General features: G+C 60.4%; 17 protein-coding genes and 3 pseudogenes. 16 read left to right on the top strand and 4 right to left on the bottom strand.

The features are described 5' to 3' along the window. Positions 1-98 precede the first annotated feature (98 nt). The 3 genes from RI103_RS35985 (at position 99) to RI103_RS35975 (ending at position 5,642) form a co-directional block, all read left to right on the top strand. Positions 99-1,799, top strand: coding sequence for a methyl-accepting chemotaxis protein (locus RI103_RS35985; protein ID WP_310818817.1), 1,701 nt, complete (start codon positions 99-101; stop codon positions 1,797-1,799). 279 nt (positions 1,800-2,078) lie between these two features. After that, entirely contained in the window at positions 2,079-3,920 is a 1,842-nt protein-coding gene (locus RI103_RS35980; protein WP_310818816.1) for a diguanylate cyclase domain-containing protein, read from the top strand. 60 nt (positions 3,921-3,980) lie between these two features. Then, positions 3,981-5,642, top strand: a complete 1,662-nt coding sequence (locus RI103_RS35975) for an EAL domain-containing protein (RefSeq protein ID WP_310818815.1) — start codon at positions 3,981-3,983, stop codon at positions 5,640-5,642. Positions 5,643-5,941: 299 nt separating this feature from the next. On the opposite strand, the gene metE is transcribed toward RI103_RS35975, so the two are convergent. Continuing rightward, a complete protein-coding gene (gene metE / locus RI103_RS35970; protein ID WP_310818814.1) occupies positions 5,942-8,233 on the bottom strand; it encodes a 5-methyltetrahydropteroyltriglutamate--homocysteine S-methyltransferase in 2,292 nt (763 codons plus the stop codon). Positions 8,234-8,343: 110 nt separating this feature from the next. Between metE and RI103_RS35965 the strand changes: the two genes are divergently transcribed. Then, positions 8,344-9,234, top strand: coding sequence for a LysR family transcriptional regulator (locus tag RI103_RS35965; RefSeq protein ID WP_310818813.1), 891 nt, complete (start codon positions 8,344-8,346; stop codon positions 9,232-9,234). A 196-nt stretch (positions 9,235-9,430) separates the two neighbouring features. Further along, complete coding sequence (locus tag RI103_RS35960) at positions 9,431-9,889, top strand: MEKHLA domain-containing protein (RefSeq protein ID WP_310818812.1); 459 nt, start codon at positions 9,431-9,433, stop codon at positions 9,887-9,889. A 56-nt stretch (positions 9,890-9,945) separates the two neighbouring features. Here the strand turns inward: RI103_RS35960 and RI103_RS35955 are convergent, their stop codons facing one another. Further along, positions 9,946-11,913 (bottom strand): APC family permease, encoded by a 1,968-nt coding sequence (locus RI103_RS35955; protein ID WP_310819391.1) that lies wholly within the window; start codon positions 11,911-11,913, stop codon positions 9,946-9,948. Between the two features lie 374 nt (positions 11,914-12,287). Here RI103_RS35955 and RI103_RS35950 point away from each other — a divergent pair, with 374 nt between their 5' ends. The 5 genes from RI103_RS35950 to RI103_RS35930 all read left to right on the top strand — a co-directional run bounded on the left by RI103_RS35950 (position 12,288) and on the right by RI103_RS35930 (position 18,179). Beyond that, entirely contained in the window at positions 12,288-13,643 is a 1,356-nt protein-coding gene (locus RI103_RS35950; protein WP_409077047.1) for a 2-hydroxycarboxylate transporter family protein, read from the top strand. Positions 13,644-13,784: 141 nt separating this feature from the next. Continuing rightward, positions 13,785-14,117, top strand: a complete 333-nt coding sequence (locus RI103_RS35945; RefSeq protein ID WP_310818811.1) for a hypothetical protein — start codon at positions 13,785-13,787, stop codon at positions 14,115-14,117. Between the two features lie 60 nt (positions 14,118-14,177). Further along, positions 14,178-14,747 (top strand): hypothetical protein, encoded by a 570-nt coding sequence (locus RI103_RS35940; protein WP_310818810.1) that lies wholly within the window; start codon positions 14,178-14,180, stop codon positions 14,745-14,747. Further along, on the top strand, positions 14,744-16,504 hold the full coding sequence (locus tag RI103_RS35935) for a hypothetical protein (RefSeq protein ID WP_310818809.1): 1,761 nt from the start codon (positions 14,744-14,746) through the stop codon (positions 16,502-16,504). Before RI103_RS35940 ends, RI103_RS35935 begins: the two co-directional genes overlap by 4 nt. Then, positions 16,476-18,179: a LeoA/HP0731 family dynamin-like GTPase gene (locus RI103_RS35930; protein WP_310818808.1), complete on the top strand. Its 1,704-nt coding sequence runs from the start codon at positions 16,476-16,478 to the stop codon at positions 18,177-18,179. The genes RI103_RS35935 and RI103_RS35930 overlap by 29 nt, the downstream gene beginning before the upstream one ends. Before the next feature lie 52 nt (positions 18,180-18,231). Here the strand turns inward: RI103_RS35930 and RI103_RS35925 are convergent, their stop codons facing one another. Then, positions 18,232-19,164, bottom strand: a complete 933-nt coding sequence (locus RI103_RS35925) for a hypothetical protein (protein ID WP_409077046.1) — start codon at positions 19,162-19,164, stop codon at positions 18,232-18,234. A gap of 471 nt (positions 19,165-19,635) precedes the next feature. Between RI103_RS35925 and RI103_RS35920 the strand changes: the two genes are divergently transcribed. Beyond that, entirely contained in the window at positions 19,636-20,094 is a 459-nt protein-coding gene (locus RI103_RS35920) for an Lrp/AsnC family transcriptional regulator (protein WP_310818807.1), read from the top strand. A gap of 315 nt (positions 20,095-20,409) precedes the next feature. On the opposite strand, the gene RI103_RS35915 is transcribed toward RI103_RS35920, so the two are convergent. After that, a complete protein-coding gene (locus RI103_RS35915) occupies positions 20,410-21,678 on the bottom strand; it encodes a sigma 54-interacting transcriptional regulator (protein ID WP_310819388.1) in 1,269 nt (422 codons plus the stop codon). Between the two features lie 379 nt (positions 21,679-22,057). Between RI103_RS35915 and RI103_RS35910 the strand changes: the two genes are divergently transcribed. From RI103_RS35910 to RI103_RS35890, 5 genes and pseudogenes are all read left to right on the top strand, one after another. Next, positions 22,058-22,924: an MBL fold metallo-hydrolase gene (locus RI103_RS35910; RefSeq protein WP_409077045.1), complete on the top strand. Its 867-nt coding sequence runs from the start codon at positions 22,058-22,060 to the stop codon at positions 22,922-22,924. Between the two features lie 39 nt (positions 22,925-22,963). After that, positions 22,964-23,143, top strand: a pseudogene (locus tag RI103_RS35905) (beta-lactamase hydrolase domain-containing protein); the annotation flags it as partial. Further along, positions 23,142-23,633: pseudogene (locus RI103_RS35900) on the top strand (TSUP family transporter); the annotation flags it as partial. The pseudogenes RI103_RS35905 and RI103_RS35900, both read left to right, overlap by 2 nt. A 28-nt stretch (positions 23,634-23,661) precedes the next feature. Then, positions 23,662-23,840, top strand: a pseudogene (locus RI103_RS35895) (integrase); the annotation flags it as partial. A gap of 388 nt (positions 23,841-24,228) precedes the next feature. After that, entirely contained in the window at positions 24,229-25,413 is a 1,185-nt protein-coding gene (locus RI103_RS35890) for a porin (RefSeq protein WP_310818805.1), read from the top strand. The last annotated feature ends 25 nt before the right edge of the window (positions 25,414-25,438 follow it).

Raw genomic sequence — 25,438 nt, 5'->3', positions numbered from 1 at the left:
TCAAGTGGAGCGAACACTAGCCGATATCAGTTTGAAGATTGAATTCTGAGTTTTGACAATCGGCCTGCTCGTGACATGTTCAACGTACGGAATTAGAAATGAAATTGTCTTTCGTCCAGAAGCTCTGGCTGCCGCTGGTTCTGAGCCTGCTATGTCTCACTGGAATATCGGTCTATAACGCATACCAGACTCGGGAAATGCGTTTGGATGAGCGCAAAGCGGACCTGAAACACGCGGCGGAGATCGCCCTGAGTGTGGTCAAGACCTTTGGCGATCAGGCGGCCGCCGGCTCCATGCCCGTGACGGAAGCCCAGAAGCGGGCAATCGACAGCGTCCGGAACATGCGTTATGGCCAGGACGGTTATTTTCAGATCGTCAGTTTTCAGCCAAAGGTGTTGATGCACCCGACGAACGCAGAGCTGAATGGCAAGGACGTCAGCGACTACAAGGATCCGAACGGTGTGTACGTCTTCAGGGAGATGGTCGCTCTCGTCAAGCGCGACGGCCGTGGCTTTACCGCATATAGCGTTGCGAAGCCAGGAGGCACCGAAGCTTTCCCGAAAATTGCCTACAACCTGACCTATCAGCCGTGGGACTGGATTCTCACCACGGGGCTCTATATCGACGACCTCGATGCGGCGTTCCGCTCGTCGCTGTATCAGAGCCTCGGAATTCTGGTGGTACTGGCCGGGGCATTGTCGGCTGTCGTGGTATTGCTCAACCGCGGCATCCTCCGCTCACTGGGTGGCGAGCCGTCCTATGCCGCCGAGATCGCCAACAAGATCGCCAACAACGACCTGACCGCCGTTGTGAAGACGGCACCGGATGACCGCTCGAGCCTGCTCTTCTCGATGAAGCGCATGCAGGAGCAACTCACGCACACGATCGGCACGATCAAGACATCGGCCGACTCGATTGCCACCGCCACACACCAGATTGCAGCAGGCAACCAGGACCTGTCGCAGCGCACCGAAGAGCAGGCCGCCTCGCTCGAGGAAACAGCGGCCAGCATGGAGCAGCTGACCTCGACCGTCACCCAGAATGCTGACAACGCCAGTCAGGCCAACCAGCTCGCCGCGCAGGCCGCTTCGGTGGCTGAGCAGGGCGGCACCGTGGTGTCGCGCGTGGTCGAAACCATGGAAGGCATCAACGCCAGCTCGGACAGGATTGCTAACATTGTCGGCATCATCGAGAGCATCGCCTTCCAGACCAATATCCTTGCACTGAATGCGGCGGTCGAAGCCGCACGAGCGGGTGAACAGGGACGGGGCTTTGCGGTGGTGGCCTCGGAAGTGCGTTCGCTGGCGCAGCGCTCGTCGGCGGCGTCGAAGGAAATCAAGGAGCTGATCCACGAATCGGTCGAGCGCGTGCAGGCGGGCGCCGGCCATGTGAGGGAAGCGGGCGCGAAGATGCGCGAGATCACTCACGAGATCAGGCGTGTGACCGACATCATGGGTGAAATCACCGCCGCATCGCAGGAACAGAGTAAGGGCATCGGCCAGGTCAACCAGGCCGTCACGCAGATGGACGAAGTCACGCAGCAGAACGCGGCGCTGGTCGAACAGGCGGCGGCCGCCGCCAGCTCGCTCGAGTCGCAGGCGACCGATCTGAAAGCGTCCGTGTCGATGTTCAGGCTCAACGGCTCACGCGACGCCGGAGCCGGGCGTGCTGTCGCGCGGACGTACCCAGGGGCGCCGGTGCGCGCGAGTGCGCCCGCCACGCCAGCCCCGAAACACTCCGCACCGCCGGCCATTCGGGTGACCCAATCCACCCAGGCTGGCGAATGGGATAGCTTTTAGAGCGCGTCCGTCTCACAGGTGATTGACCGGCAGAGCCGTGAGCCCGGCTCGGCACTGAAGGTTTGGCGCTCAACGTACAAAACTTCGGCGAACAGGGCTCATCGGATTGCCGATGCAATACCAGCGTGTATGAAAACGGGCGATAGGTACTGAGCCATTGCCTGAGGTCGCTACAACGAGAGCGCATTTCGCCGATCCCTCAATGGGGTGCGGAGGACGGAGGTTGAGGGTCGAGACATGCATTTCAATTCATACAAAGAAATCCCCGGAAACGCGTCCATGAACGTCGCATCGCCTCGGTGGATCCACAATCTCCGGTCAATGCTGCTAGCCTCGGTGGCGACGTCGCTCGCATGCATGGTCAGCCTGGCACTCAAGACCATGGACGACGAAATCTCGCCGATCTGGCTGGTCGAAGCTGTCCTGCTTGCACAGATGATGGTTGCGCGGCCCCAGCAACGATACGGAGTGCTCGCCGCTGGGGTACTCGGCAATTTCGCGACCAGGCTTTTTGTCGGCAGCAGTCTGGGGGTGTCGCTATCCTATTCGTTCGCCGACTTTGTCGGCGTCGTGAGTGCAGCGGGGTTCGCTCCGCATATCTCAACGGCTGCCGAACTGATCCGCCCGAAGCCGCTCATGAGGTTTCTGGTCGGCTGCGTACTGTTTTCAACCATCGCGTCCGGGCTCGTTGCGGTGACTTTGTTGGGTGAGCAGGATGCTGGCTCCCGGTTACCGACCACGACCACCTGGTTCGTCTCGCATGCTCTGGGTTGCGCGATCTTCACGCCGACCGCCGTGGCCTTCTGGAGCGGCGAGCTTGCAAAGCTCTCACGCACGGACCAGCGCGGGAAGAACGGCGTTCTGTTGCTGCTGGTTTGCGTCGTCACGACGGGGGTATTCGGGCAGAACCAGTTTCACCTGCTCTACTGGGCCCTTCCACCAATCGCGTTACTGGCATTTCAGGCAGAACTTGCTGCCGTGCTGCTTGGTCTCCTGCTGTGCCTGGCGATTGCGATGTGGTTCACGATGCACGGCCTGGGCCCATTCTGGATCGAGCCTTTCGGGAGCACACAGGGGCGCATCTTCGGCCTGCAGCTTTATTACATGGCGGCGCTGGCTATAGCGTTGCCCATCAGCGCTTCTCAGGCACAGCGCAATCGCCTCATCGCCCGGCTACGCGACGGCGAGCGACGATACCAGGTACTTGCGGAAAACGCTACTGACATTGTCGTGAGCATGCGGCTCGACGGCAGGCTTACCTACGTTTCGCCAAGGGTTACCCCGGTGCTGGGCTATGCCCCTCGCGACCTCCTCGGCGTGTACTACCCGGAACTCGTCCTGCTGGACGACCATGCTGCACTGGCCACGGCCATTGCGAGCCTGACAGGAGGGGTGACAGAGGCCTCCCAGGACAGTCGCTTTCGGCGACCGGACGATCAGGTCCTGTGGATGAAAACGAGTCTGCGGCTGATCATCGACCCGTTCTCCGGCAAGCCTGAGGCACTTATGGCTACAGTTCGCGACATTACGGAAAGCAAAGTCGTGGAGCAACGCCTCGCAGTTGAACGAAGGGAGCTGCAGGCGCTCGTTTTCCGCGACGGCTTGACCGGCGTGTTCAACCGGCGACATTTTGATCATGAACTCGAACGCCAATGGCGAAAGGAAGCACGGGCCGTCAGCCCGAGCCATATGGCCGTGATCATGATCGATATCGACGCATTCAAGGACTATAACGACCACTACGGGCACCCGGGTGGCGACGAGTGCTTGCGTACGATCGCACAAGCGATTGCCTCTGCGGCCAGGCACCCGACAGACGTGGTGGCGCGGTATGGCGGCGAAGAGTTCGCGTTGATCTTGCGAGACGCCGATCAGCAGGGCGCGCTGAGGGTTGCCGAGCGCATCCGGGCAACTGTCGAAAACCTGCGGCTTCCACATCCGGCTTCCCGTACCCGCATCGTGACGATCAGTGCTGGCGTGGCCGCGCAACGACCGGGCGATGGCGGCGACGGGAGCGGCCTCGTCGCGGCAGCAGACCGGGCGCTCTATACCGCCAAACAGCAAGGGAGGAACCGGACCTGCCCCTCTGAAATCGGTTTTGCAGATCAGGCTGCCTCATGATGCGACGCCGCTTCGCATACGCGTTCGCGAAGCGGCCAATCGAATTTCGACCACCTTTGGATGTTCGCCACGACCGTGATCACCAGACTCGCTACCACCATATTTCCCCGTACCAATGATATGGTCACCCAGTCGTGGAGAGTGCGGTTGTCGGCCGCCGGCATCTTCTGCGCGGTCCTGACGGCGTCGCTCGCGGTTGGCTATCACGTCGCCATCAGGCAGACGCGGCAGCGCGAAGTGGACCTCGCGAAAAACATCGGGCTGTCGGTGGGGAACATCATCGCTGCGGTTGAGACCGACGGACACCACCTCGCACGGTTCGCGGGGCAGCGCTGCGCGAGCATCGATGCCAGCCTGACCGTGGACGACAGACTTGCCCAGTATGTTCGCAGTGCGTTTTTCGTCAAGGGCGGTCGCATCTACTGCTCGACCTTATTGGGGGATCGCGACATCCCGTTGCAGGCGTACCTGATGTCCCCGGGCGCCGCGACCCGAATCGTGATGCATGGCGGTACGCCGCTTCGTCCGCAGTGGCGGGCGATGGTGGTATACGAGCGCCTGTCCAGACAGAGCGGTATCGGCCTCGTCGTTCCAGGCGCTTACGTCGAAGACGTCCTTGCGAGCGTACAGGCGGCTAACGCGCTCCCCGCGGCTGTCACCGGCTCCGATGGCAGCGCGCTCACCAGCGATGGGCGTTTTGTGACGTCTTTCTCGCCTGGCAAAGACTGGGCGAGTTACGTCGCTCCCCATGCGATTTTCTCCTTGTCGGTAAAGGACAGCCCCGCATGGCGGCTGCAAGACCTGATCGGTGTTGAAGGCGTCGCTCTGCTGATCGGACTGTTGCTCGGTTGGGCGATCGCCGCCGGTTATCTGATGCGCAACACGCCACGGCGGCGTCTGATCCGTCAGGTCCGTCGAGGTCTCGCACGCGGTGAATTCGTTGTCTTCTATCAGCCTATCGTCGACATGGCGACCGGGCAGTGGGTCGGTGCCGAGGCGCTGGTGCGCTGGCAGCACCCTCGCTGGGGCCTGGTGATGCCGGGCCATTTCATCGGCGAAGTGGAACGCAGCCCGTTGATCGCGGACCTGACGCAATTCGTCCTCCGGCAGGCGCTCATGGAACTGGGTGCCATGGATCTTCCAGACGGGTTCAGCCTCACCGTCAATCTCGCCGCGTTCCATGCAGGCCTGAGCGGCTTTCCCGGCGATCTGAACGACATCCTCGCTGCCAGTCGGACCAGACTGCGGGTTGTCCTCGAAATCACCGAACGCGGCCTGCTTGCGGGCATTGACGGCGTGAAAGACAGCCTCGCCGCACTGCGGCGCCAAGGTGTCAAGTTTGCCGTCGATGATTTCGGCACGGAGAACAGCAACCTTGTCCTGCTGCAGCGATTTCACTTCGACTACATCAAGATCGACCGGCAATTCGTCCAGAACGTAGACGGCGACGATTACGCGCTGGTGGAGGCCATCACGTTCCTCGCGGCGCAAGTCGGGGCATTGGTGATTGCCGAGGGCGTGGAGGATCGGGCACAGCAAGGCATTCTGAAGGAGATCGGCGTCACGCTGGCGCAAGGCTTTCTGTTCGCGAGGCCGGGTTCGGCCACGGAATTCGCAACAGGGTATGCGGCGTCGGCGGGACGTGCCGCCGACTTCCGGCCGCCCCCCGTTACTATTTTCACACCCGATCAGCGGGGATTTGGCCAGCCAGGTCCGGCATGATAGCCGCCCCGCTTTGTGCCGATAGCTGCATCGAGCGGCAGAAATCAGGCGCAGAATTGGCAGCCATTGACGAGAGCAAGCGCGGTCGCGCCTCCGTTGGTATTCGGAGCGCCGATGCGGACGTGCCCGTTCTCTTCGATCTGCGATGCGATGCGAGGGCAATCATCGATCGCACTTTGACATGCTGCGTCCCGCGCTTCTACACATGCTTTTGTTCATGCAAACGCCCGGTGCTTCGAACGACTAAGGTTTGAACCGGCGCGCCAGGCAAACGCGCCGTGCAAGACCGCGCGAGTGGCTTACGCAGAAGCGCGCAGCTTTTTCGCAGCCGCCACCATGTTGGTCAGCGCCGGAATCACCTCTTCCCACTGACGCGTCTTCAGACCGCAATCCGGATTCACCCACAGGCGCTGCGCGGGGATGCGCCCGGCAGCCTTTTTCATCAGTGGCACGATGTGCTCCTGAGTCGGAATGTTCGGCGAGTGGATGTCGTACACACCCGGTCCGATTTCGTTCGGATAGTTGAAGTTGTCGAAGGCATCCAGCAACTCCATATCCGAGCGCGAGGTCTCGATGGTGATGACGTCGGCGTCCATGTCGGCGATCGACGCGATGATGTCGTTGAACTCCGAGTAGCACATATGCGTGTGGATCTGCGTCTCGTCTTCCACGCCGTTCGCCGCGATGCGGAAAGACTCCACGGCCCAGTCGAGGTAATCCTTCCACTGCGACTTGCGCAGCGGCAGGCCTTCGCGCAATGCGGCCTCGTCGATCTGGATCACGCGCACGCCGGCTTTTTCGAGGTCGAGCACTTCTTCGCGGATCGCCAGTGCAAGCTGGTGGCACGAGACCGAACGCGGCTGGTCGTCGCGCACGAAGGACCAGTTCAGAATCGTAACCGGGCCGGTGAGCATGCCTTTCATGGGCTTGCTGGTGAGCGACTGGGCGTATGTGATCCATTCGACGGTCATGGCCTTCGGCCGACTGATGTCGCCGAACAGGATAGGCGGCTTCACGCAACGCGAGCCATACGACTGCACCCAGCCAAACTGGCTGAACGCATAGCCGTCGAGTTGTTCGCCGAAGTATTCGACCATGTCGTTGCGCTCGGCTTCGCCGTGCACGAGCACGTCCAGCCCCAGCGCTTCCTGCTCGCGCACGCTGCGTTCGATCTCGGCGCGCATCGCGCTCCTGTAACCAGCTTCGTCCAGTGCGCCGTTCTTGAACTGGCTGCGCGCCTGGCGGATCTCGCCGGTCTGCGGGAAGGAGCCGATGGTCGTGGTCGGGTAGGGCGGCAGCTTCAACAACTCGGCCTGCTTGTCGGCGCGCGCCGAATAAGCGTGCTTGCGCTGACCCAATGCCGGATCGATCTTCGCGAGAGCGGCCTTGACTGCCGGGTTGTTCACGCGCGGCGAAGCACGGCGAGCGGCGATGTCGGCCGCATTGGCGGCCAGCTCAGCCTTGACGGCGTCACGGCCCTCGTTCAACGCGGTGGCCAGCAGCTTCAGTTCACCCAGTTTCTGCAGTGCGAAGGCGAGCCACGAACGGACTTCCGCATCCAGCTTCTGCTCGCTGCCGAGGTCGACCGGCACATGCAGAAGCGAGCAGGACGGTGCAATCCACAGACGCTCGCCTAGTTGCTTCGCGACCGGCTCGAGCCAGTCGAGCACGCTCGCCAGGTCGGTCTTCCAGATATTGCGGCCGTTGATCACGCCGAGCGACAGCACACGGTCCTGGGGCAATTGAGCGATCACCGCATCGACTTCGGCGCGGGCATTGATGGCATCCAGATGCAGGCCCTGCACCGGCAGTTTGCAAACCAGCGGCAGATTGTCGAGCAACCGGCCGAAGTAGGTGGCCAGCAACAGCTTCACCTTGCTGTTCGCAAGCGACTGATAGGCGGTGACGCACGCCTGTTGCCATTGCGCGGATAGTTCGGTGACGAGGATCGGCTCGTCGATCTGAATCCATTCGACGCCTTGCGCCGCGAGCGTAGCCAGCAGCTCCGCGTAGACCGGCAGCAGGCGCGGCAGCAGGGCCAGCTTGTCGGAGTCGTCCTTGGCTTTGCCGAGCGCCAGATAAGTCAGCGGGCCGACGATCACCGGCTTGGCCTTGATGCCTTGTGCCTTGGCCTCGGCCAGTTGTTCCAGCAGGCGCGACGGATCCAGCTTGAATTCGGTGCTGGTGCTGAATTCGGGGACGATGTAGTGATAGTTGGTGTCGAACCATTTGGTCATCTCACCGGCGGCCACACCGCCGCAGCACGCGCCATGGTCTTCGGCGCCCCTGGCCGAGCGACCGCGAGCGACGCGGAAGTAGTTGTCGAGCGGGTCGCCGTGAAAACCCTGCACGCGCTCCGGCAGGTTGCCCAAGGTGAAGCTCATGTCCAGCACCTGGTCGTAGAAAGCGAAATCGCCTACGGCTGCGAAACCGAGGTCTGCCTGGTGCGTCCAGTGATGCTGGCGCAGCTGGGCGCCCAACGCCTTCAGCTCATCGAGCGAGGACTCGCCTTTCCAGTAGGACTCCAGTGCGAATTTCAGTTCGCGCTTCGCGCCGATGCGGGGGAAGCCCAGATTGTGTGTCGTTGCCATCGTGTCGCCTTGATTCGGTCAGGTTGCGGATTCATGGATCGTAGCGAAGGCTATTTATGAAGTAAAATGGTGTTAATTCAACGAATCATTAGTTTTGTTCATGTGACATCATGCTTGAGAGAACTCATCTGGCCATCGTGCAGGCTGTGGACAAGCACGGCTCGCTCACCGCTGCCGCGGAAATTCTGTGCGTGACGCAATCCGCGCTCAGCCATTCCATGAAGAAACTGGAGCAGCAACTGGGTGCCGACATCTGGTTGCGCGAGGGGCGAAGCCTGCGATTGACCCAGGCCGGTCAGTACCTGCTTGCCGTTGCAAACCGCGTGCTGCCGCAACTGGCGCTCGCCGAAGAACGCCTTGGCCAGTATGCGCAGGGCGAGCGTGGCTCGCTTCGCATCGGTATGGAATGTCATCCGTGCTACCAGTGGCTGCTCAAGGTGGTGTCGCCCTATCTCGCGCGTTGGCCCGACGTCGATGTCGACGTCAAGCAGAAATTCCAGTTTGGAGGCATTGGCGCGTTGTTCGGCTATGAGATCGACTTGCTTGTCACGCCTGATCCACTCTATAAGCCCGGTCTGCGCTTCGAACCCGTGTTCGACTACGAGCAGGTACTGGTGGTCAACGGCGAGCACCCGCTTGCCAACGCTGAGTATGTCAAGCCGGACCAGTTGACGCGGGAGGTGTTGATTACTTATCCGGTCGAGACCGACAGGCTCGACATCTACAATCAGTTTCTGATGCCCGCCGGTGTCACGCCCCGGCGCCACAAGGTCATCGAGACCACCGATATCATGCTGCAGATGGTGGAAAGCGGCAGGGGCGTCTCGGCGCTGCCTCGCTGGCTGGTGGAAGAGTATGGGGACAAGATGAACGTTGTCCCGGTACGCCTGGGGCGAAAGGGCATCGCCAAACAGATTTTCCTGGGCGCCCGCGAAACCGACACCGAAATTGACTACCTCAAGGCCTTCGTCGACCTGGCTCGCAAGCCGGCAGTGGCTTGATCGAACAACAGCAGACACCATGACACAGGTTTATGTAATAGCCCTTGTCCAGCGCGTCGACTATGCTCGCGAGTTAGCAAGGGGATGACACGCCATGGACGCGCGGGCCGGACGCAAGAAACTTCGCCTGAAGATGCTGTATCGTGAACGCCTTCTCCTTGGGACAGAGCCCACGATTTCCGTAGAGATGCCTTAGATGATCCCACTCCATCGCAATCCAGCTTTCTACCAGCTCCTTAGCGATAGTTACGCCCGGGTGCTTGATCTCCCCCTGGTGCCGCAAGCCATGCCCGTGGTCGAAGCTACCGAATGGCTCTACGAACGCGCACCGTTCGCAGTACTTGCACACAACACCGATCCCGACCCGCTCTTTATTTATGGCAATAAGGCCGCGCAGCGCCGCTTTGAATATAGCTGGGATGAAATCATCCGGCTGCCATCCCGGCTCTCGGCTGAAGCCCCGAATCGCGAGGAGCGACAGCAGTTCCTCGCGCGCGTACAGCGGCTCGGCTATGAGGCGGGCTACCAGGGCGTGCGCGTCACCAAGTCAGGCCGGCGCTTCATGATCGAGGAAGCAACGCTGTGGCAACTTCTCGACGCGCAAGGCAAATTGCACGGCCAGGCAGTTGTCATCCCGCGTACGCGTGACATTTGATCGCGTATATCAAGCGTCTCGTGTGAATCCAGTCAGAACGCGGGTCAACGCCCCCGTCAACCGATCTTCATCGGCAGAAGCACCATCCGCCTGCCTAGCGATCGCAGGCGCTTCTGGATTTCAGCTGGCGTTCGATTGTGCAGCCATACCGACAACAGGTTGACCCGCCTGAAGGCGAGCTCGCTGGCGAAACACACACTGTTCGGGAACTCTTCCATGGTGGCCTCGGTAAGCCGCATCAGTCCGTTCATCGAACGCGTGACAAACGCGATCCGGAAATCGGCTGCAAACCCCTGATAGCGGCTCTGGGCAATATAGTACGCAAGCGATGACGTCATCTCCTGGCGCAAATGCTCGATACACTTCGCGTCCTCCCAGCATTGCGCGTCCACTTCGCCGACTGTCAGGACGATCATGTTTTCGAACCTCCCCGGAAACATGCGCGCAACGCAAAGCAACGCATGCATGCTCGTACCGCGATGCCGGTCGACAAGCACGATCGCGGTTGACCGGGACGGGTCCGGTCTGGTTGCTGTGTTGTCATCGACCTTGGGCGCAGCGCCGGCAAACAATGCGTCTTCGTTCTCCAGTCGCGTGGAGATTTCCCTGTAGTGTCGCCTGACGAGAAAACACAACGCGATAACCAGGCCTGTCACCAGCACGGTCAGCCAGCCGCCTGCCGTGAACTTTTCGACAAGCGTCACGGCTAGCACTGTGGCCGTCGTCGTTAAACCGAGCACCGCCAGCGCAAAAGGCCGTAACCAGCCTCTGTGGTCGCGGCGACTCCACCGGTAGATGCACAGGCCGAGGAACGACAGGCTGAACGTCAGGAAGACGTTAATGCTGTACAGCACCACGAGCGTGGTCACATCGCCGTGCGTCCATAACAGGATCGCGAGATTCGCAACGCCGATGACGACAACGCCGTTGCGTCGTACCAGCCGCGTCGACAGGTGGCGGAAACAACGCGGCATCCAAGAGTCCGCTGCCATGTTCGACAGGACCGTTGGCCCGTCGAGGAATCCCGCTTGCGCGCCGACGAGCAGAAGCCCTGCCTCTAACGCAAGCACTGCAGCCAGCAGTGCATGGCGTGCAAGCGATGACCCCATCCCGAGATGATCGATCACGCTGCCGAATACCACGGCGTTGAGCGTTTTGCCCTCGACCGGCCTGGCGTGCCAAAGCATGTAAAGCATGATGATGCCTCCCGCCGTGAATGCGAGCGACGCCGCCATGCAGAACATGGTCCACTTGCCATTGCGCACGCGCGGCTCGACGATCATGCCGACGTTGTTCGACACAGCTTCAAGGCCGGTATAGGTGCCGCCTCCCAGCGAGAACGCACGCATCAGCAACGCCGCGACCACGAGCGGGCCGAATAGATGCGACATGCCGCGCGCCTCGCCCACGGCGGCCGGCGCAATCGCCGCCAGTTGAGCGCCGTGGACTGCCACGCCATAGACGATCAGCGCCGCATGAAGCACGACGAAGCCAAGGAAAACCGGCAGCAGCACAAGGATCGATTGCTTCATGCCGCGCAAGTTAAGGCAACTCATCAACACGATCAGGCCTAGCTCCGTGACGAGCTTGAACGCCTGCGCGGTCGCCGGCAACAGGCTGAACAAGGCTTCGACGCCGCTCGCGATGGACGTCGCGACGGTCAGCACATAGTCGACCAGCAGCGCCGCACCCGACACGACGCCACAGCGCGGGCCGAGCAGTTCGGTCGCGACGCGATAACCACCGCCACCGGCGGGGAACAGTTCGATGATCTGGCTGTAGCCGAACGAGATGATGAAGACGGTGGCTGCCGTCGCCGATGCGAGAAACAGAGCGAGTGGCGTGTGCTGTCCGAGTGCGAGAAACGCCTCTTCGGGACCATAGCAGGCTGACGACAGTCCATCGGCGCCGAGGCCGATCAACGCGAACAGCGGCGTGATCGCGATGACCTGGCGCGTGCGGGGGGCGAGCGGATCGAGCGCCTTGCCGACAATCAGCGTGCTTATTTTCCGGAGGGCGGTCACGACGGACGAGTTACCGTATGAGCGGCCGGCGATAAACCACGTCTTCGAAACGGACGATTTGAACGGCATTGTTCCTGGAAATTTTTTTGGATATCAAGAGATGCCGGGCGAAGATAACAATAGTCGGAAGCGCAGCCTCGAACGGCCGCGTAAAGTAGATTCCACCTGAAACATATAGCGGAACCAGTCATGATCGGTGGCAGTGCAGAGGATACTTCTGGCGAGATATATTCGTCATAAAATTTCAGCGAATAGAATTAAAACGCCGTATCCGCCTGTCTGGTGCCACAATTCACTGACTAGACAAAGACCGGTCCGCATTCGACCGCTCTATTGCAATGCAGCACAGCTCTTCAACCGCGAGGAGACTCTTCGTGCAAATCACTCCACACACATCGCACCCGGCGCCGGCGCAGCAGCCCCAAATCAAGCCGCGCTTCTGGCCTGAGGGCTGGTGGAAACTGATGGAATACCGGATCGGTATCATTCCGTTGCCGGTCTACGTCATTCTGCTTGCGCTGATCGCGGGTTTCGCGATCACCGGAAAGGTGCCGGGTGAGATCTCGATGGCCATCGCCGTGCTGGCTTTTTTTGGTTTCACCTGCGCGGAAATCGGCAAGCGTCTGCCGATTGTCCGAAACATCGGAGCTGCCGCAATCTTCGCGACCTTCATCCCCTCGGCGCTGACCTACTATCATTTGCTGCCCAAGCCGATCCTCACGCTCACGACAGACTTCACGAAGTCGACCAACTTCCTCTACCTGTTCATCGCCTCGATTATCGTAGGCAGTATCCTGAGCATGGACCGCCGCGTGCTGATCAGGGGCTTCATCAAGATCTTCGTTCCGCTCGCCCTCGGCTCGGTCGCGGCGGGTATTGTCGGGACGCTGGTCGGCACGGCGTTCGGCCTCGGTGCGCGCCATACGTTCTTCTATGTGGTGGTGCCGATCATGGCGGGCGGCATCGGCGAAGGCGCGATACCTTTGTCGGTCGGCTATTCGGAGATACTTCACCTGCCGCAGGGCGACCTGTTCGCCCAGGTGCTGCCGCCCGTGATGCTCGGCAGTCTCACCGCGATCATCTTTGCAGGCGCGCTCGACATGCTGGGAAAACGCCTTCCGCATCTCACGGGTCAGGGCCGTCTGCAAGTCGGAGAGGAAGACGAAATGGATCCGGTGCAGGAGGAAATTCGCGGACATGTCGACGTCTCCCATATCGCCGCGGCGGGAATCACCGCCATTACGCTGTACCTGCTCGGACTGATGTGCCGCAATATGTTCGGACTGCCGGCGCCGGTGGCCATGCTGTTTCTGGCGGTGCTGGTCAAGCTCGCCCGGGCGGTGTCGCCGCCGTTGCAGGAAGGTGCCTTTGTCGTCTACAAGTTCTTCTCGACGGCCGTGACCTATCCGCTACTGTTCGCGATCGGTGTGGCGATGACGCCGTGGGACAAACTGATGGCGGCGTTCACGCTAGCCAACATCGTCACCATCGTCGCAACGGTGGCGACGCTAATGGGCAGCGGCTTTGTGCTCGGGCGCATGTTGAAGATGTACCCTATCGACACGGCGGTCGTGAACGCCTGTCACAGTGGGCAGGGCGGGACCGGCGACGTTGCCATCCTCACCGCCGCCAACCGCATGCAGCTAATGCCGTTTGCGCAGATCGCCACCCGCATCGGCGGGGCGATTGTCGTCACGGTCACGTTGATCGTGCTAGCGCACATGGGATGAGCGTGGCTCTTGCGACCACAGGGACGCCGCTCCGCGTTGCGCAGAAAGGACTCGACGCGTGAGACTCGAGCCGACAATCGAATGAGCCCCCCGGGGAGCGCGGGCCACGCTGCTGGCAATCGAGAATAGGCTGGAGCATAGGTGAGCGGGCCGGCATTGCAGGCGAGGGGCGCCTGTTTGCCTAAAGAAATGAAACTTACAGCCGTAATAATGATTTCCACATTGGCTGGAAGCGGCCGGATTACCGCGCACCTGATTCGAACAATAAATATGCCGATTACACCTTCTCCTTTCACGCTCGAATGCGTCAAGTGCGCATGGTCGCATACGTTCGCGCCTCGCAGCGATGTCCTGATCCCCGGTCTGGACATGAAATCACATTGCCCGCGCTGTGGCGCGCGGGAATTACGGCGGCGTGAAGCGACGCTGTTCGAACAGTTGTCGCGCAAGCTGAAGGGCGTCATCTCGCGATAAGGCGAGCGGATTCCGACGGCGTCGCTCCCGTTTTCATCATCAATCACCTTGTCACCTACCATGCATCCTGAACAGGATTTCGATCGGCTGTACACGGACATCTCTGCAAACATCGCTGGCGCCATCGCCGATATTGCCGAACTGAATGTCGAGCACGAACAAGGCAAGCAGGAAATTGGCAACATGCTGCAACGGCTGCGCACGATTCAATCGCGCTTCGACCAGCAGCTCGCCAATCTCCAGCAATCTGCTGAATGGGACAAATTCACGCTCGCCTTCTTTGGCGAGACGAATGCCGGTAAAAGCACCATCATCGAGTCGCTGCGCATTCTTTTCAAGGAAGAATCGCGCGAGCAAATGTTGCGCGAACAGGCCCACGACGTCGAGCGTTTCGAACAGGCGCTCAAGGACCATGTCGAGCAGGTGCGGCAAGGCATAAGCCGTGTCTGCAATGACTATGCGGCCGAAATTGCCGACATCAGGCAAGGCGCGGCAGCGCTCGCGGGCGTGGTGAAGGCGGAATCGTCGGCGCGTGTGCGCCGCAAGGTCTGGCTGGGTGTGCTTGGCGGCGTCGTGGCGGGTTGCGCGCTCGCGGTGCCGCTCACGCTTGTGCTGCGAGGCCTGCTATGAGCACGGTGAGCGCAGAAACCGAGGCGCTCTGCGAAGAGCCGACCCGCACCGCGCCCGCGGGTCCGCCTACGCCCGCGAAGGCTACGCGCGCGCCATTGTCCCGCGTTCGGGCTGCCACGGAGGCGCTAGACGGTCTGGTCAATGCGTTACTCCCAGCGCTCCATCAGGCGGCGGTCGCGCTAGAAGAGCGCCGGCTGGCGGCGCCGCGCGCGGACGGCCGGATCATCGGCACCGGCGAGGCGGACTTCACCAAGGGCAATACGGTCTATCAGCTGAATCACAAAGGCAAGACCTTTCAACTGCTCGATGTGCCCGGCATCGAAGGCGACGAGAACCGCTACGCGAAGATGGTGGAGCAGGCCGTCGCGAAGGCGCATCTCGTCGTCTATGTCAACGGCACCAATAAGAAGCCCGAGAAAGCCACCGCCGAGAAGATCCGCTCGTATCTGCGCTGGGGCACGCGAGTCTATCCGCTCGTGAACGTGCGCGGCAATGCCGATGCCTACGAGTTCGACAGTGATCGCGAGTCGCTGGAATCGCACGGTGGCGCGCTCGACGCGCTCAAGCAGACCGTCGGCGTGCTTGATGCCGTGCTGCCGGAAGGCGTGCTGCTGCCCGGCAACTGTGTGCAAGGACTGATCGGTTTTGCTTCGCTCGCGGTGAACAGCGCGAGCAGCAGGACGACCATCCACCCGTCGCGGGACAGGGATCTCGTCATCCAGCAACGCAATTACCGCAAGTACTTCGCCTCCTACAAGGCGATGTTCGAGTTCAGCCAGCTTGGTGCTATCGCGCAGCTGGTTGACGCGAAGCTGCCCACTTTCCGCGAAGACATTATCGAAAGCAACAAGGTGAAAGTGCGCCAATTGTTGGCCGCGAACATTGCGGAGCTGAAAATCGCACTCGCGGATCATCAGCGCTTCGTGAACGATGTCTCAGGGAGTTTCAAGGACTGCCGCGATCTGGTCGAGACTTCGTTGAGCACGTTCGAGCGCCTTCTAGCCAGCGGATTCTCCAACCGTTGGTCCGACTTCTTCAACGCGCTCAGCGAGCGTGCCGACGCGATCGTCGCCAACAACTACGGCGAGAACGACGTCATCGAATCGGAACTCAAGCGCGAGTCCACGGCTCTACAGGCCAAGGTGGGCGAGGATCTCCAGAAGCATCTTCAAACCTTGCTCGAGGAACTCCAGGCGCGCGCACACGATGCCATGCAGCGATTGATTGTCGACGTTCAGCGCATGCAGTTCCTGCAAGACATGAAGCTCGACGATGGCAACCGCGCCGCGGCATTCCGCATCGAGCAGTTGGACATGAGTCTGAGCCTCAAGGAGTGGGGCGGCATCGCGTTGAATATCGCTTCCTATGCGGTCACGGGCGCAACCATCGGTTCAGCATTTCCGATCATCGGCACCGTGATTGGCGGGATTGCGGGCGCTGCCATCGGTGCACTCATGAGCGTGGTCGGGTTCTTCACCAGCAAGGAGAAGCGCATCCGCAAAGCTCAGGCGCAGGTGCAGAACAAGATCGACGATCTGCGTAGCGAGGTCATGCGTAAGCTGCCCGTCGAAGCCGCGAAAATCACCGGTTCGATCCGCAAGGAAATGGCGGATTCCGTGCTTGCGCGGATCGAGGCGTTGCATGCAACACTCCTGCGCCCGCTCGTCGTCATCGAACAGCAGATTGCCGCGATGTCAAACATCAAAACTCAACTCGAACACATGCCCTATGGAACAATTCAAGCAATTCAGCGTTGATAAGGACGCCGCCGTCGGCAAGCTGGACCAGTTGCGCGAACTCCTCGCAGAGCTTGGTGAGCTGGGGCTGGACGTGCATCAGGATCTGGACAAGATCGGTTCCGCATTGGCTTCGATCGAAAGCGACGTGTTGCGTATTGCGCTGCTCGGCGCGTTCTCCGACGGCAAGACGAGTGTGGTCGCCGCATGGCTTGGGCGCATCATGAGCGACATGAAGATCGACATGGACGAATCGTCCGACCGGCTCGCCGTGTACAAACCCGAAGGGCTGCCCGGCGAATGCGAAATCGTCGATACGCCGGGACTCTTCGGCGACAGGGAGAAGACGCTCGACGGCCAGACGGTGATGTATGAGGAGTTGACGCGCCGCTATATTTCGGAGGCGCACCTGATTCTTTACGTGGTCGATGCCACGAATCCGCTCAAGGAAAGCCATGGCGAGATCGCGAAATGGGTCTTGCGTGACCTCAACAAGCTCACTTCCACGGTCTTCGTCATCAACAAAATGGACGAGGTGACGGACCTGACCGAACACGCGCTCTATTCGGAACAGGCCGCGATCAAGCGGGACAATCTCAAGCTGAAGCTGCAACGTGTGGCGGGCCTTTCGCCGGACGAGTCGGCCCAGCTGAATATCGTATGCGTTGCCGCGAATCCGAATGGCCGCGGTCTCGAATTCTGGTTCGGCAAGCCGGAACACTACGAAAGCCGCTCGCGCATCAACGATCTCAAGGCGACGACGGGCCGCATCCTGAAGGACAACGTGCCCGCGGTATTGATCGCGAAAACGGGCTTCGACGTCGTGCGCGATGTGGTTGCGCAGAAGCTTGCGGCTGCTCAGGCGCAACTCAATGAACTCGCGATCTATGCGAAGCAGAACCAGGAGGAGTCGGAGCGTATCAAGAGCGATATCAACCGCGGCCGCGTCGATGTCAATCGGCTGGGTGGCGAGCTTGGCAAGGAATTGCAGGCGATGGAAAAGCAGTTGCTCAACAAGTTGCGTCCCTTGTCGCTCGAAGACATTCGCGGCTATCTCGAAGACGAGATTGGCTATGCGCAGGACGGCATCGGCTACAAGCTGAACCTCAATATCAAGGCGGCGGTCGATCGCTTTTTCGAACAGTCTTCAGCCGTCACGAACCGTATTTCGGTTGAGATCAGTCGCCAACTCGACAAGAGTGAGAGTTTCATTGAAGCGATGAGCGAAGGCGTGCTCCAATCGGCAAGCGGTGCGCTCAAGGGCATTTCGAAGATCAATCCGAGTGTCATCAAAGGCACGATTTTCGCTGCACGCGACCTGCTGGGCCAGTTCACGGGCATTGCCATCAAGTTCAAGCCCTGGCAGGCCACGAAGTTTGCCGGTGCCATCGCGACCTGGGCCGGTCCTGTGGGGGGGGCCATTTCGCTGGGTGTCGATGTGGTCAAGATGTACAAGAGCCACGAGTTGGAGTCCGAGCTGAAGCAGATCAAGGACGAGATTGGAGACGTCATCAAGAGCGCCTTCAAGGATATCTACGACCTCCTTGCCGACAACGAAAAAATGCTCGACTTCTTCGCGCCGCAGCTGCGCGAGTTCCAGCGCATCGTGGCGACCATGAGTGATAGCGCCAGAGCCATTCAGGAGAGTCACCAGAAGTTCGGCCAGATCGAACAGCGACTGAAGACGCTCGCCTGAGGGCGCACGGGCGGGCGCTTGTTCCGCCGGTGACGCCCCCCTGCTGCGCGGTCTACTGCACGGTCTGCTGACGTTGATACTCGTGGTGCTTCATTTGCATGTAATCGACGCGGCTGACCTCGTGCAATTGCCGCGGATACTCTTCGGTCGCGTCGAACCAGTCGGTGAGGCGTTTCTCGAGGCGGGCGTTGGACGGACTGGAAAGCGCACCCAGGTACGCATCGATGGCGAGGTAATAACGCATGGTATTGCGTTCCACCAGGCCGCGCACGCCGCCGATGTATTGCGTCTCGCCCGTCGACGGATCGGGTGTGGAGGAAAAGCCAACCTTGTCGCTGCCGATCGTTGACAGATAGGTTTTCATTGCAAGCCGTCCGGCCATGCCATAACCGTAGGCGTAGGTCAGATGGATAAAGGTGCGGTTATCGCCCACGGGTATCGCCTCCAGCACGATACGGTAGTCTTTCGTACTCAGCGGACCCGTGGCGGCGGAGAGCTCCACGCGGAGATAATCCGGGCTGCTCGCTGCCGGACGATAGTTGAATTGAACACGGTAAGACGACGAAAGCGACTCCTCGGTTTTCTTGCCGATGTTCACCGCGAGGACCGTACCGCTGGCGCTCGTCGACGCATGGCAGTACTTGGTGTTCAGGTGCAGGATCAGCACGTCGCACCAATTGACCGGGCCCTGAGTGGGGTCGTTGAGTGTGCCGTTGACCGTCGCGAACGGATAGTTGATCACACCGTAAATATCGCCCTTGAGTGCCGAGGGCAACTCCTGCGATTCGAGGTAAAGCGGTCGCTGGAACTGGTTGTGCGCGAGTTGCTGCGTCAGACTCTGGTATTTGTCGCGTAGGCTCGCTGCGTTGTCGGCCGCTTGCGCGAAGGTGCTCTGGCACAGACAGCAGAACACCGCCAGCATCGCGGCCATCAGCCACTGTCGCGCTCTCCGGTTGGCTTCTGGGGATTCGGCAAGCTTGCCCATGGATGTCCTCCTACTTTTGGCTCAGGTTGCGGGGTACATGCAGTTCCAGCGCTGATTCGGTAGAACATGGGAAGCTGTCCGATCTGAGGCTTCCTGCCATTGCATTCCAGTCGGCCGGCAATTTCGCGCAGAGATATGCTAACTCAGGCGTACGCCGGTTCGGAAGGAGTGGTTCAACCGCGTAACCATCGGCCATCGCGACCACGCTTGCCTCCTGAAGCGCCCAGACATATTTGAGCTGGGGTGCGTCATGCAAGGCGTCCATCAGCGTAACTCGGTCCTGCCGGGATTACCGAAAACATACTCGCACCCAAGACTGCTCAACGTTTCAAGAAAGCGTGTGAAAATATTAGCCCGGCGTCCTGTGAAGCGGCTTCCTGAAATTGGTGGAATAATGGTTGAAAGCAGATGAGCGTTTCTTCCATCCGGTAATTTTACGAATCCTGTTCACGTGCCATGAACGACTTGAGTTTGACACTCACCAAGCAGGACCGCGCCATCGTGCGCGCGTTGCAACGTAACGCGCGAATGAAGAATGCCGAATTGGCCGAGCTTGTCGGAATGTCGACGACGGCATGCTGGAACCGCACCCGACATCTTGAAGAGATCGGACTGATTCGCGGGTACGTTGCGCTGATCGATCAGGAGAAGCTTGGGCTATCCGACACAGTCCTCATCGAGGTGACTCTGGACCGGCATGAGGACGAGGTATTGGCGCGCTTCGGGGAAGAGCTTGCCGCGTTACCGGAAGTTCTCGACGCGTACCTCATCTCCGGTGAATACGACTACCTGATCAAAGTAGCGGTGCAAGGCACGGCGGGATATGAACGCTTTTTGCGCGAGAAGCTGTACCGCATATCAGGTATTCGTCACAGCCGGTCGATGTTTGCGCTGCGTTGCATGAAGAACGTGCCGTCGGTTGTGATCTGAGCAACCGTCGGCAGCGAAGGGCGCGGTCAACTGACGAAACTGATTCGAGCGACGGTGCCGAAAGCGCCGAGCAGTCTGGCAATTTCGCCGTCAATGAGACGAGCCTCACATTGAATCTTGCATGAGCCAGCGTGCACGGCTTGTTGAATAGGACGGCGCCGAGCGCCGCTTCCGGTTGCTTGACACGAAACCGCGATTCGCATTATCGACAACAGGGGTCCACTGAACAACCCGGTCGACTGCGATCACTACATTCAGTCCTGCCACTGGTCTACCACCGTCAGACGACGTGCTCGTAGCGCCCGGCGCGCCCCGTCACCTTCGCGCCTTTAGTCGACGATACAGCGTGCGTTCACTCATCCCGAGGTGTTGAGCGAGCGCTGTGCGCGTCCCGGAGAACTCCTCCGCGAGCCGTGCGAGCTCATGGTCCGTAAGCTCTCCGCGTGCCGAAAACGGGGGGGAGCCCGTGCCGCCACCCAGATGCGCCGACTGCGCCGCCACCATGTCATCCGGCAGATGTTCGATCCGGATCATCCCGTCGTCGGCCAACAGGCAGGCGCGATCGAGCACATTGCGCAGTTCCCGGATATTACCCGGCCAGGAATAGCTATGGAGCGCCGCGAGCGCGTCCGCTGCAATGCTGAACTTGCGGCCCGCAGTGCCTTGCGTGCTACTGATACGCTGCAGGATCGATTCGACGAGCAGCGCGATATCGTCGGAGCGCTCGCGTACCGCCGGCAAGTTAATTGGAAATGCACTGATGCGGTAGTAGAGGTCCTGGCGGAAGCGGCCATCGCCAATCATTTCGCGCAACGGTTTGTGCGTGGCCGCCACGAGCCGGAAATCCGCGCGCAAGGTCTCTATGCCGCCGACCCGGCGGAACGTGCCGGATTCGATGAGCCTTAGCAGCTTGACCTGCATCGACAGTGGCACATCGCCTATTTCGTCGAGGAGCAGCGTTCCGCCTTGCGCGGTCTCGACCAGTCCCGGTTTGCGCGCGACTGCGCCCGTGAACGCGCCTTTTTCATAGCCAAAGAGTTCGGTCTCGAACAAGGCCTCCGTGATGCCGGAGCACTCGACAACCACAAAGGGGTGTTGCGCGCGCTCGCTTGCCTCATGGACGGCACGTGCGAACAGTTCCTTGCCGGTTCCGGATTCTCCGAGAAGAAGCACCGGCAGCATCGAAGGGGCGACGCGATGCAACGCGGAGATCGCGGCGTTGAACGCCGTCGAGCGTCCGACCAGACCTTCCGCGCTGGGCTTGGCGGACGCGCCGCGCACCGTGGCGAGCCGCTCGACATACGCCACTACCTCCCGCTGCGAATTGAATATCGGCCGCAATTCGACATCGACATGCTCCGGCCCGCGAGGCGTGTGATGAATGTGGAGCACGCGGTCGGGCCCGCGCAGTTCGAACGCCCGTTTCATTGGACAGTGCTCGCCCGCCTGGTCGCAAGGAACGTCGTAGTGATGCGAGACCTGGTAGCACTTGCGGCCGACATGAGGCTGGCTGGCAATGCCGAACTGACGTTGATAAGCGGTGTTGGCGGCAAGTATGCGGTACTCGGGATCGAGCACGATCATGGGCTGAGCGTCGTGCTCCAGGTATGACACCAGGGTGTCGACATCCGGCGCTGCTTGTAGCGGTTCGGCCGAAGTGGCTACGAGGGAACTGAGGGGTATCACCGGTCTTGAGGATTTCACCGCGGCGGCTCCAGTAAAAAGACACGTCGATACTGCCACAACTGCCACATGGCTGCCAGGAATGGCAGTCTTGGCTCTCGGTCGACGGTCCGAGGAGGTGTGGCGCCACCTGCCTCAAGAAAAATGTTGATAAAAATCAGTTGTCTATGGAGCGGAAAATCAAAAGGGAAATGCAATGGCACGGTTCTTGTGTTGAGTGACCGACCCTACCGCGAAGCAACACTTGATTGAGGAGAAGATGTTGAATACGACGAGCCCCATGCAAATCGAAAGCTTCTTCGAAGCCTGTACGTCGACGATTAGTTACCTGTTGCTGGATGTCCGCACAGGCGACTGCGCACTGATCGACAGCGTCCTTGACTATGACCCGAAGTCAGGCCGCACCTCCACGACGACAGCCGACAAGCTCATCTCCCGCGTCCAGGAGCTTGGCGCAAAGGTCGAGTGGCTGCTCGAAACTCATGTACACGCCGACCATCTCTCCGCCGCGCCCTACCTCAAGGAACGGCTCGGCGGAAAGATCGCGATCGGCGCGCAGGTGACCCGCGTGCAAGACGTGTTCGGCAAGCTCTTTAACGCCGGCATGAAATTTCCCCACGATGGCAGCCAGTTCGATCAACTGCTCTCCGACGGCGAAACGTTCACCGTTGGAGCGTTGCAGGCGCGCGCTATCCACACCCCGGGCCATACACCCGCCTGCATGACCTATGTCGTCAGCGACGGCGTGCAGAGCGCGGCCTTTGTCGGGGACACCCTGTTCATGCCCGACTACGGCACTGCGCGCTGCGACTTTCCCGGCGGCGATGCACGCACGCTCTACCGTTCTATCAACAAGGTGCTGAGCTTGCCGCCCGATACCCAGCTGTACTTGTGTCACGACTACCAGCCAGGCGGGCGGTCGTTGCAGTTCGTCAGCACGGTCGCCGAGCAACGCGCGCACAACGTTCACGTACGCGACGGTATCAACGAGGACGCCTTCGTGGCGATGCGCACCGCGCGCGACGCGACACTGAACGTGCCGGTGCTGATGCTGCCGTCAGTACAGGTCAACATGCGCGCCGGACATCTGCCCGATCCGGAAGACAACGGCGTGCCGTATCTGAAGATCCCTCTCAACGCGATCTGAACCGGCGTAACTCATTCACGGAAGCAATTGGAGAAAATGGTGGACATCAGGAAACTGACGGCTGAACTGGCGGTATCGCAACAGATCGCCGCATCAGACATGCGTGCGATCGCGCAAGCGGGCTTTCGCGCCGTCATCTGCAATCGCCCGGACGGCGAAGGCGCCGACCAGCCCAACTTTAGCGAAATCGAGGCGGCGGCCCGCGACCAGGGCATCGCTGGTGGTGGCCGGAAGGCTGTTATCACAGGCTTTGCGGCGCGGACGCCCGGACAGCGCGGACTCGCGGTTTTGCGTCGGCCACATCAACCCGAACACCGGGCGGCTGATCTGGTCGTGGACCACGGGGGTCGCACTCGCGGCGACCGGCGCATTGACCGGCCTCATGACGGGACTGCTCGGGGTGGGCGGCGGCTTCATCATCGTGCCCATGCTGCGCAAGCTGACCAACGTGTCGATGCATGGCATTGTCGCCACGTCGCTGATGGTGATCGCGCTGGTCGGCAGCGGCGGCGTCGTTGTGACGGTCCTGCACGGTGCGCCATTGCCGCTCGACCTGACGCTGTGGTTCAGCCTGGCAACGGCCGTCGGCATGGTGACCGGGCGGCTGGTTTCGCATCGTCTCTTCGCGCAGCACGTGCAGGTGGGTTTCGGAGGCGTGTTGATCTGCGTGGCGCTCGGGATGATGGCAAAAGCCGCGCTGGATAGGTGACCCACCGGCCGACACATTACAAATGCTTGACGCGGCGGACGGAATGCACACCATGCGCCGCACGCAGGCATCACTGATCTCACGCCGCACTAAAAATCTCCGGGCAGCGCAAATGCTCCCGGCCACACCAAACTGGAAAGCACGCTTCGATGCGTCGGCATCGAAGTTGGCGACGCGCTCGAGATGGCTGAACAAACCGAGGTCTGAGCGGCTGGTTGCCGGACAGTCAATCGGGCGCTGGCGGGCCATCTACAGCCATTCGACCGCGCTCTCTGGCGGACATTCGACCGTCGACTTCCATGCCAGTTTGTCCGCCATACGGTCTCGCCCAGGTCTCCGCCGGTCCCGTAGATATACCTAACCTGGACGATGACGCGCGCGACCGTCTGACGCTGAGGCAGATTGCCGCAACTGAAATTCAGTATTCCCTCAACACTGCTTTGAACATCCGTTCACAAGGAATAGGATCGTCAAGGTTTTCAATCTTCGCTTCCGCTTAATAAACGCTTTGAGAGGGCAACAATTCGCCTGCCTGTAAGTAGCATTCTTCGACAAGCAGGGGATCTTCCAGATCATCGATTTTTTGACAACTGCAATGAATAAAACTCTTCTGATAGCCCTGCTGACGGGTATTTTTGCAACCGCGGCACACGCTCAAAGCAGCGTAACGCTGTACGGCCTCATCGATACGGGGCTGACGTATACGTCGAACCAGAAGGAAACGGGGTCAACCGTAGGGCATAGTAGATTCGGGATGACCGATGCCAGCATCAACCCGGACCGCTTTGGTCTGCGTGGATCGGAAGATCTGGGCGGCGGCCTGAAGGCTGTCTTCACGCTGGAAAATGGCTTCACCCTCACCAATGGCGCCCTTGGCCAGCATGGCCTGCTGTTCGGGCGGCAGGCGTTCGCCGGTCTGTCGAGCGATCAGTTCGGTACGTTGACGCTCGGCCGCCAATACGATGCGATGGTCGACTACCTTGCGCCGCTGGCGGGCGCTGGTGCACCCAAGGGCGGCGTGTTCTTCGGACATCCGTACGATAACGACAATCTGCAGAACACAATGCGGATTAACAATGCGGTCAAATACGCGAGTCCGAATTACGGCGGCTGGCGGTTCGGCAGCCTGTACGGCTTCTCGAACGAGGCCGGCGGCTTTTCCAACAATCGCGCCTATAGCTTCGGTACTTCATACAATCACGGTCCATTTCGTTTCGCGGCTTCGTACCTGCAGCTGAACAACGGCGGTACTGCCGCCAATCTGGCCGGCGCGACAGACTCCATCGTCAATCCGGCCGGCCAGGTGACCGGCAGCGACTCGACGTTTAGCGCCGGGCAGCAGCGTACGTTCGGCGCGGGTTTTGACTACGAGTTTGGTCCGGCGACGGTTGGCTTTGTGTTCACGGAAACAAAACTGGAAGACGCAACGGGGATCAACAACACCAGCTCCTCGCCGATCCCCCTCGGTAACTCGAGTCTGCGTTTCGATAACTACGAAGTCAACGCGGTCTACAACGTGACGCAGGCATTCACTGTCACAGGGTCGTACACGTTCACAGACGGCAGTTCCAGCCTCGCGGGCGCATCGAGCCCGAAGTGGAACCAGGCCAACCTGCTGCTGGATTATTCGCTGTCCAGGCGGACTGACGTGTACGTCGAAGGTCAGTTTCAGCACGTGAGCGGCGGTGGCACCGTATTTACGGCTGACATCAACGGTTTGTCACCGTCAGCCACCAGCAACCAGGTCGCCGTCACGGCAGGTTTGCGTACCCGCTTCTAGGCTTCATCGAACCAAGGTCAAAAAA

It is taken from the genome of Paraburkholderia sp. FT54, assembly GCF_031585635.1.
Taxonomy (GTDB): Bacteria; Pseudomonadota; Gammaproteobacteria; order Burkholderiales; family Burkholderiaceae; genus Paraburkholderia.
The sequence above is the reverse complement of the archived record's forward strand: the minus strand, read 5'-3'. Positions and strand labels throughout refer to the sequence as shown.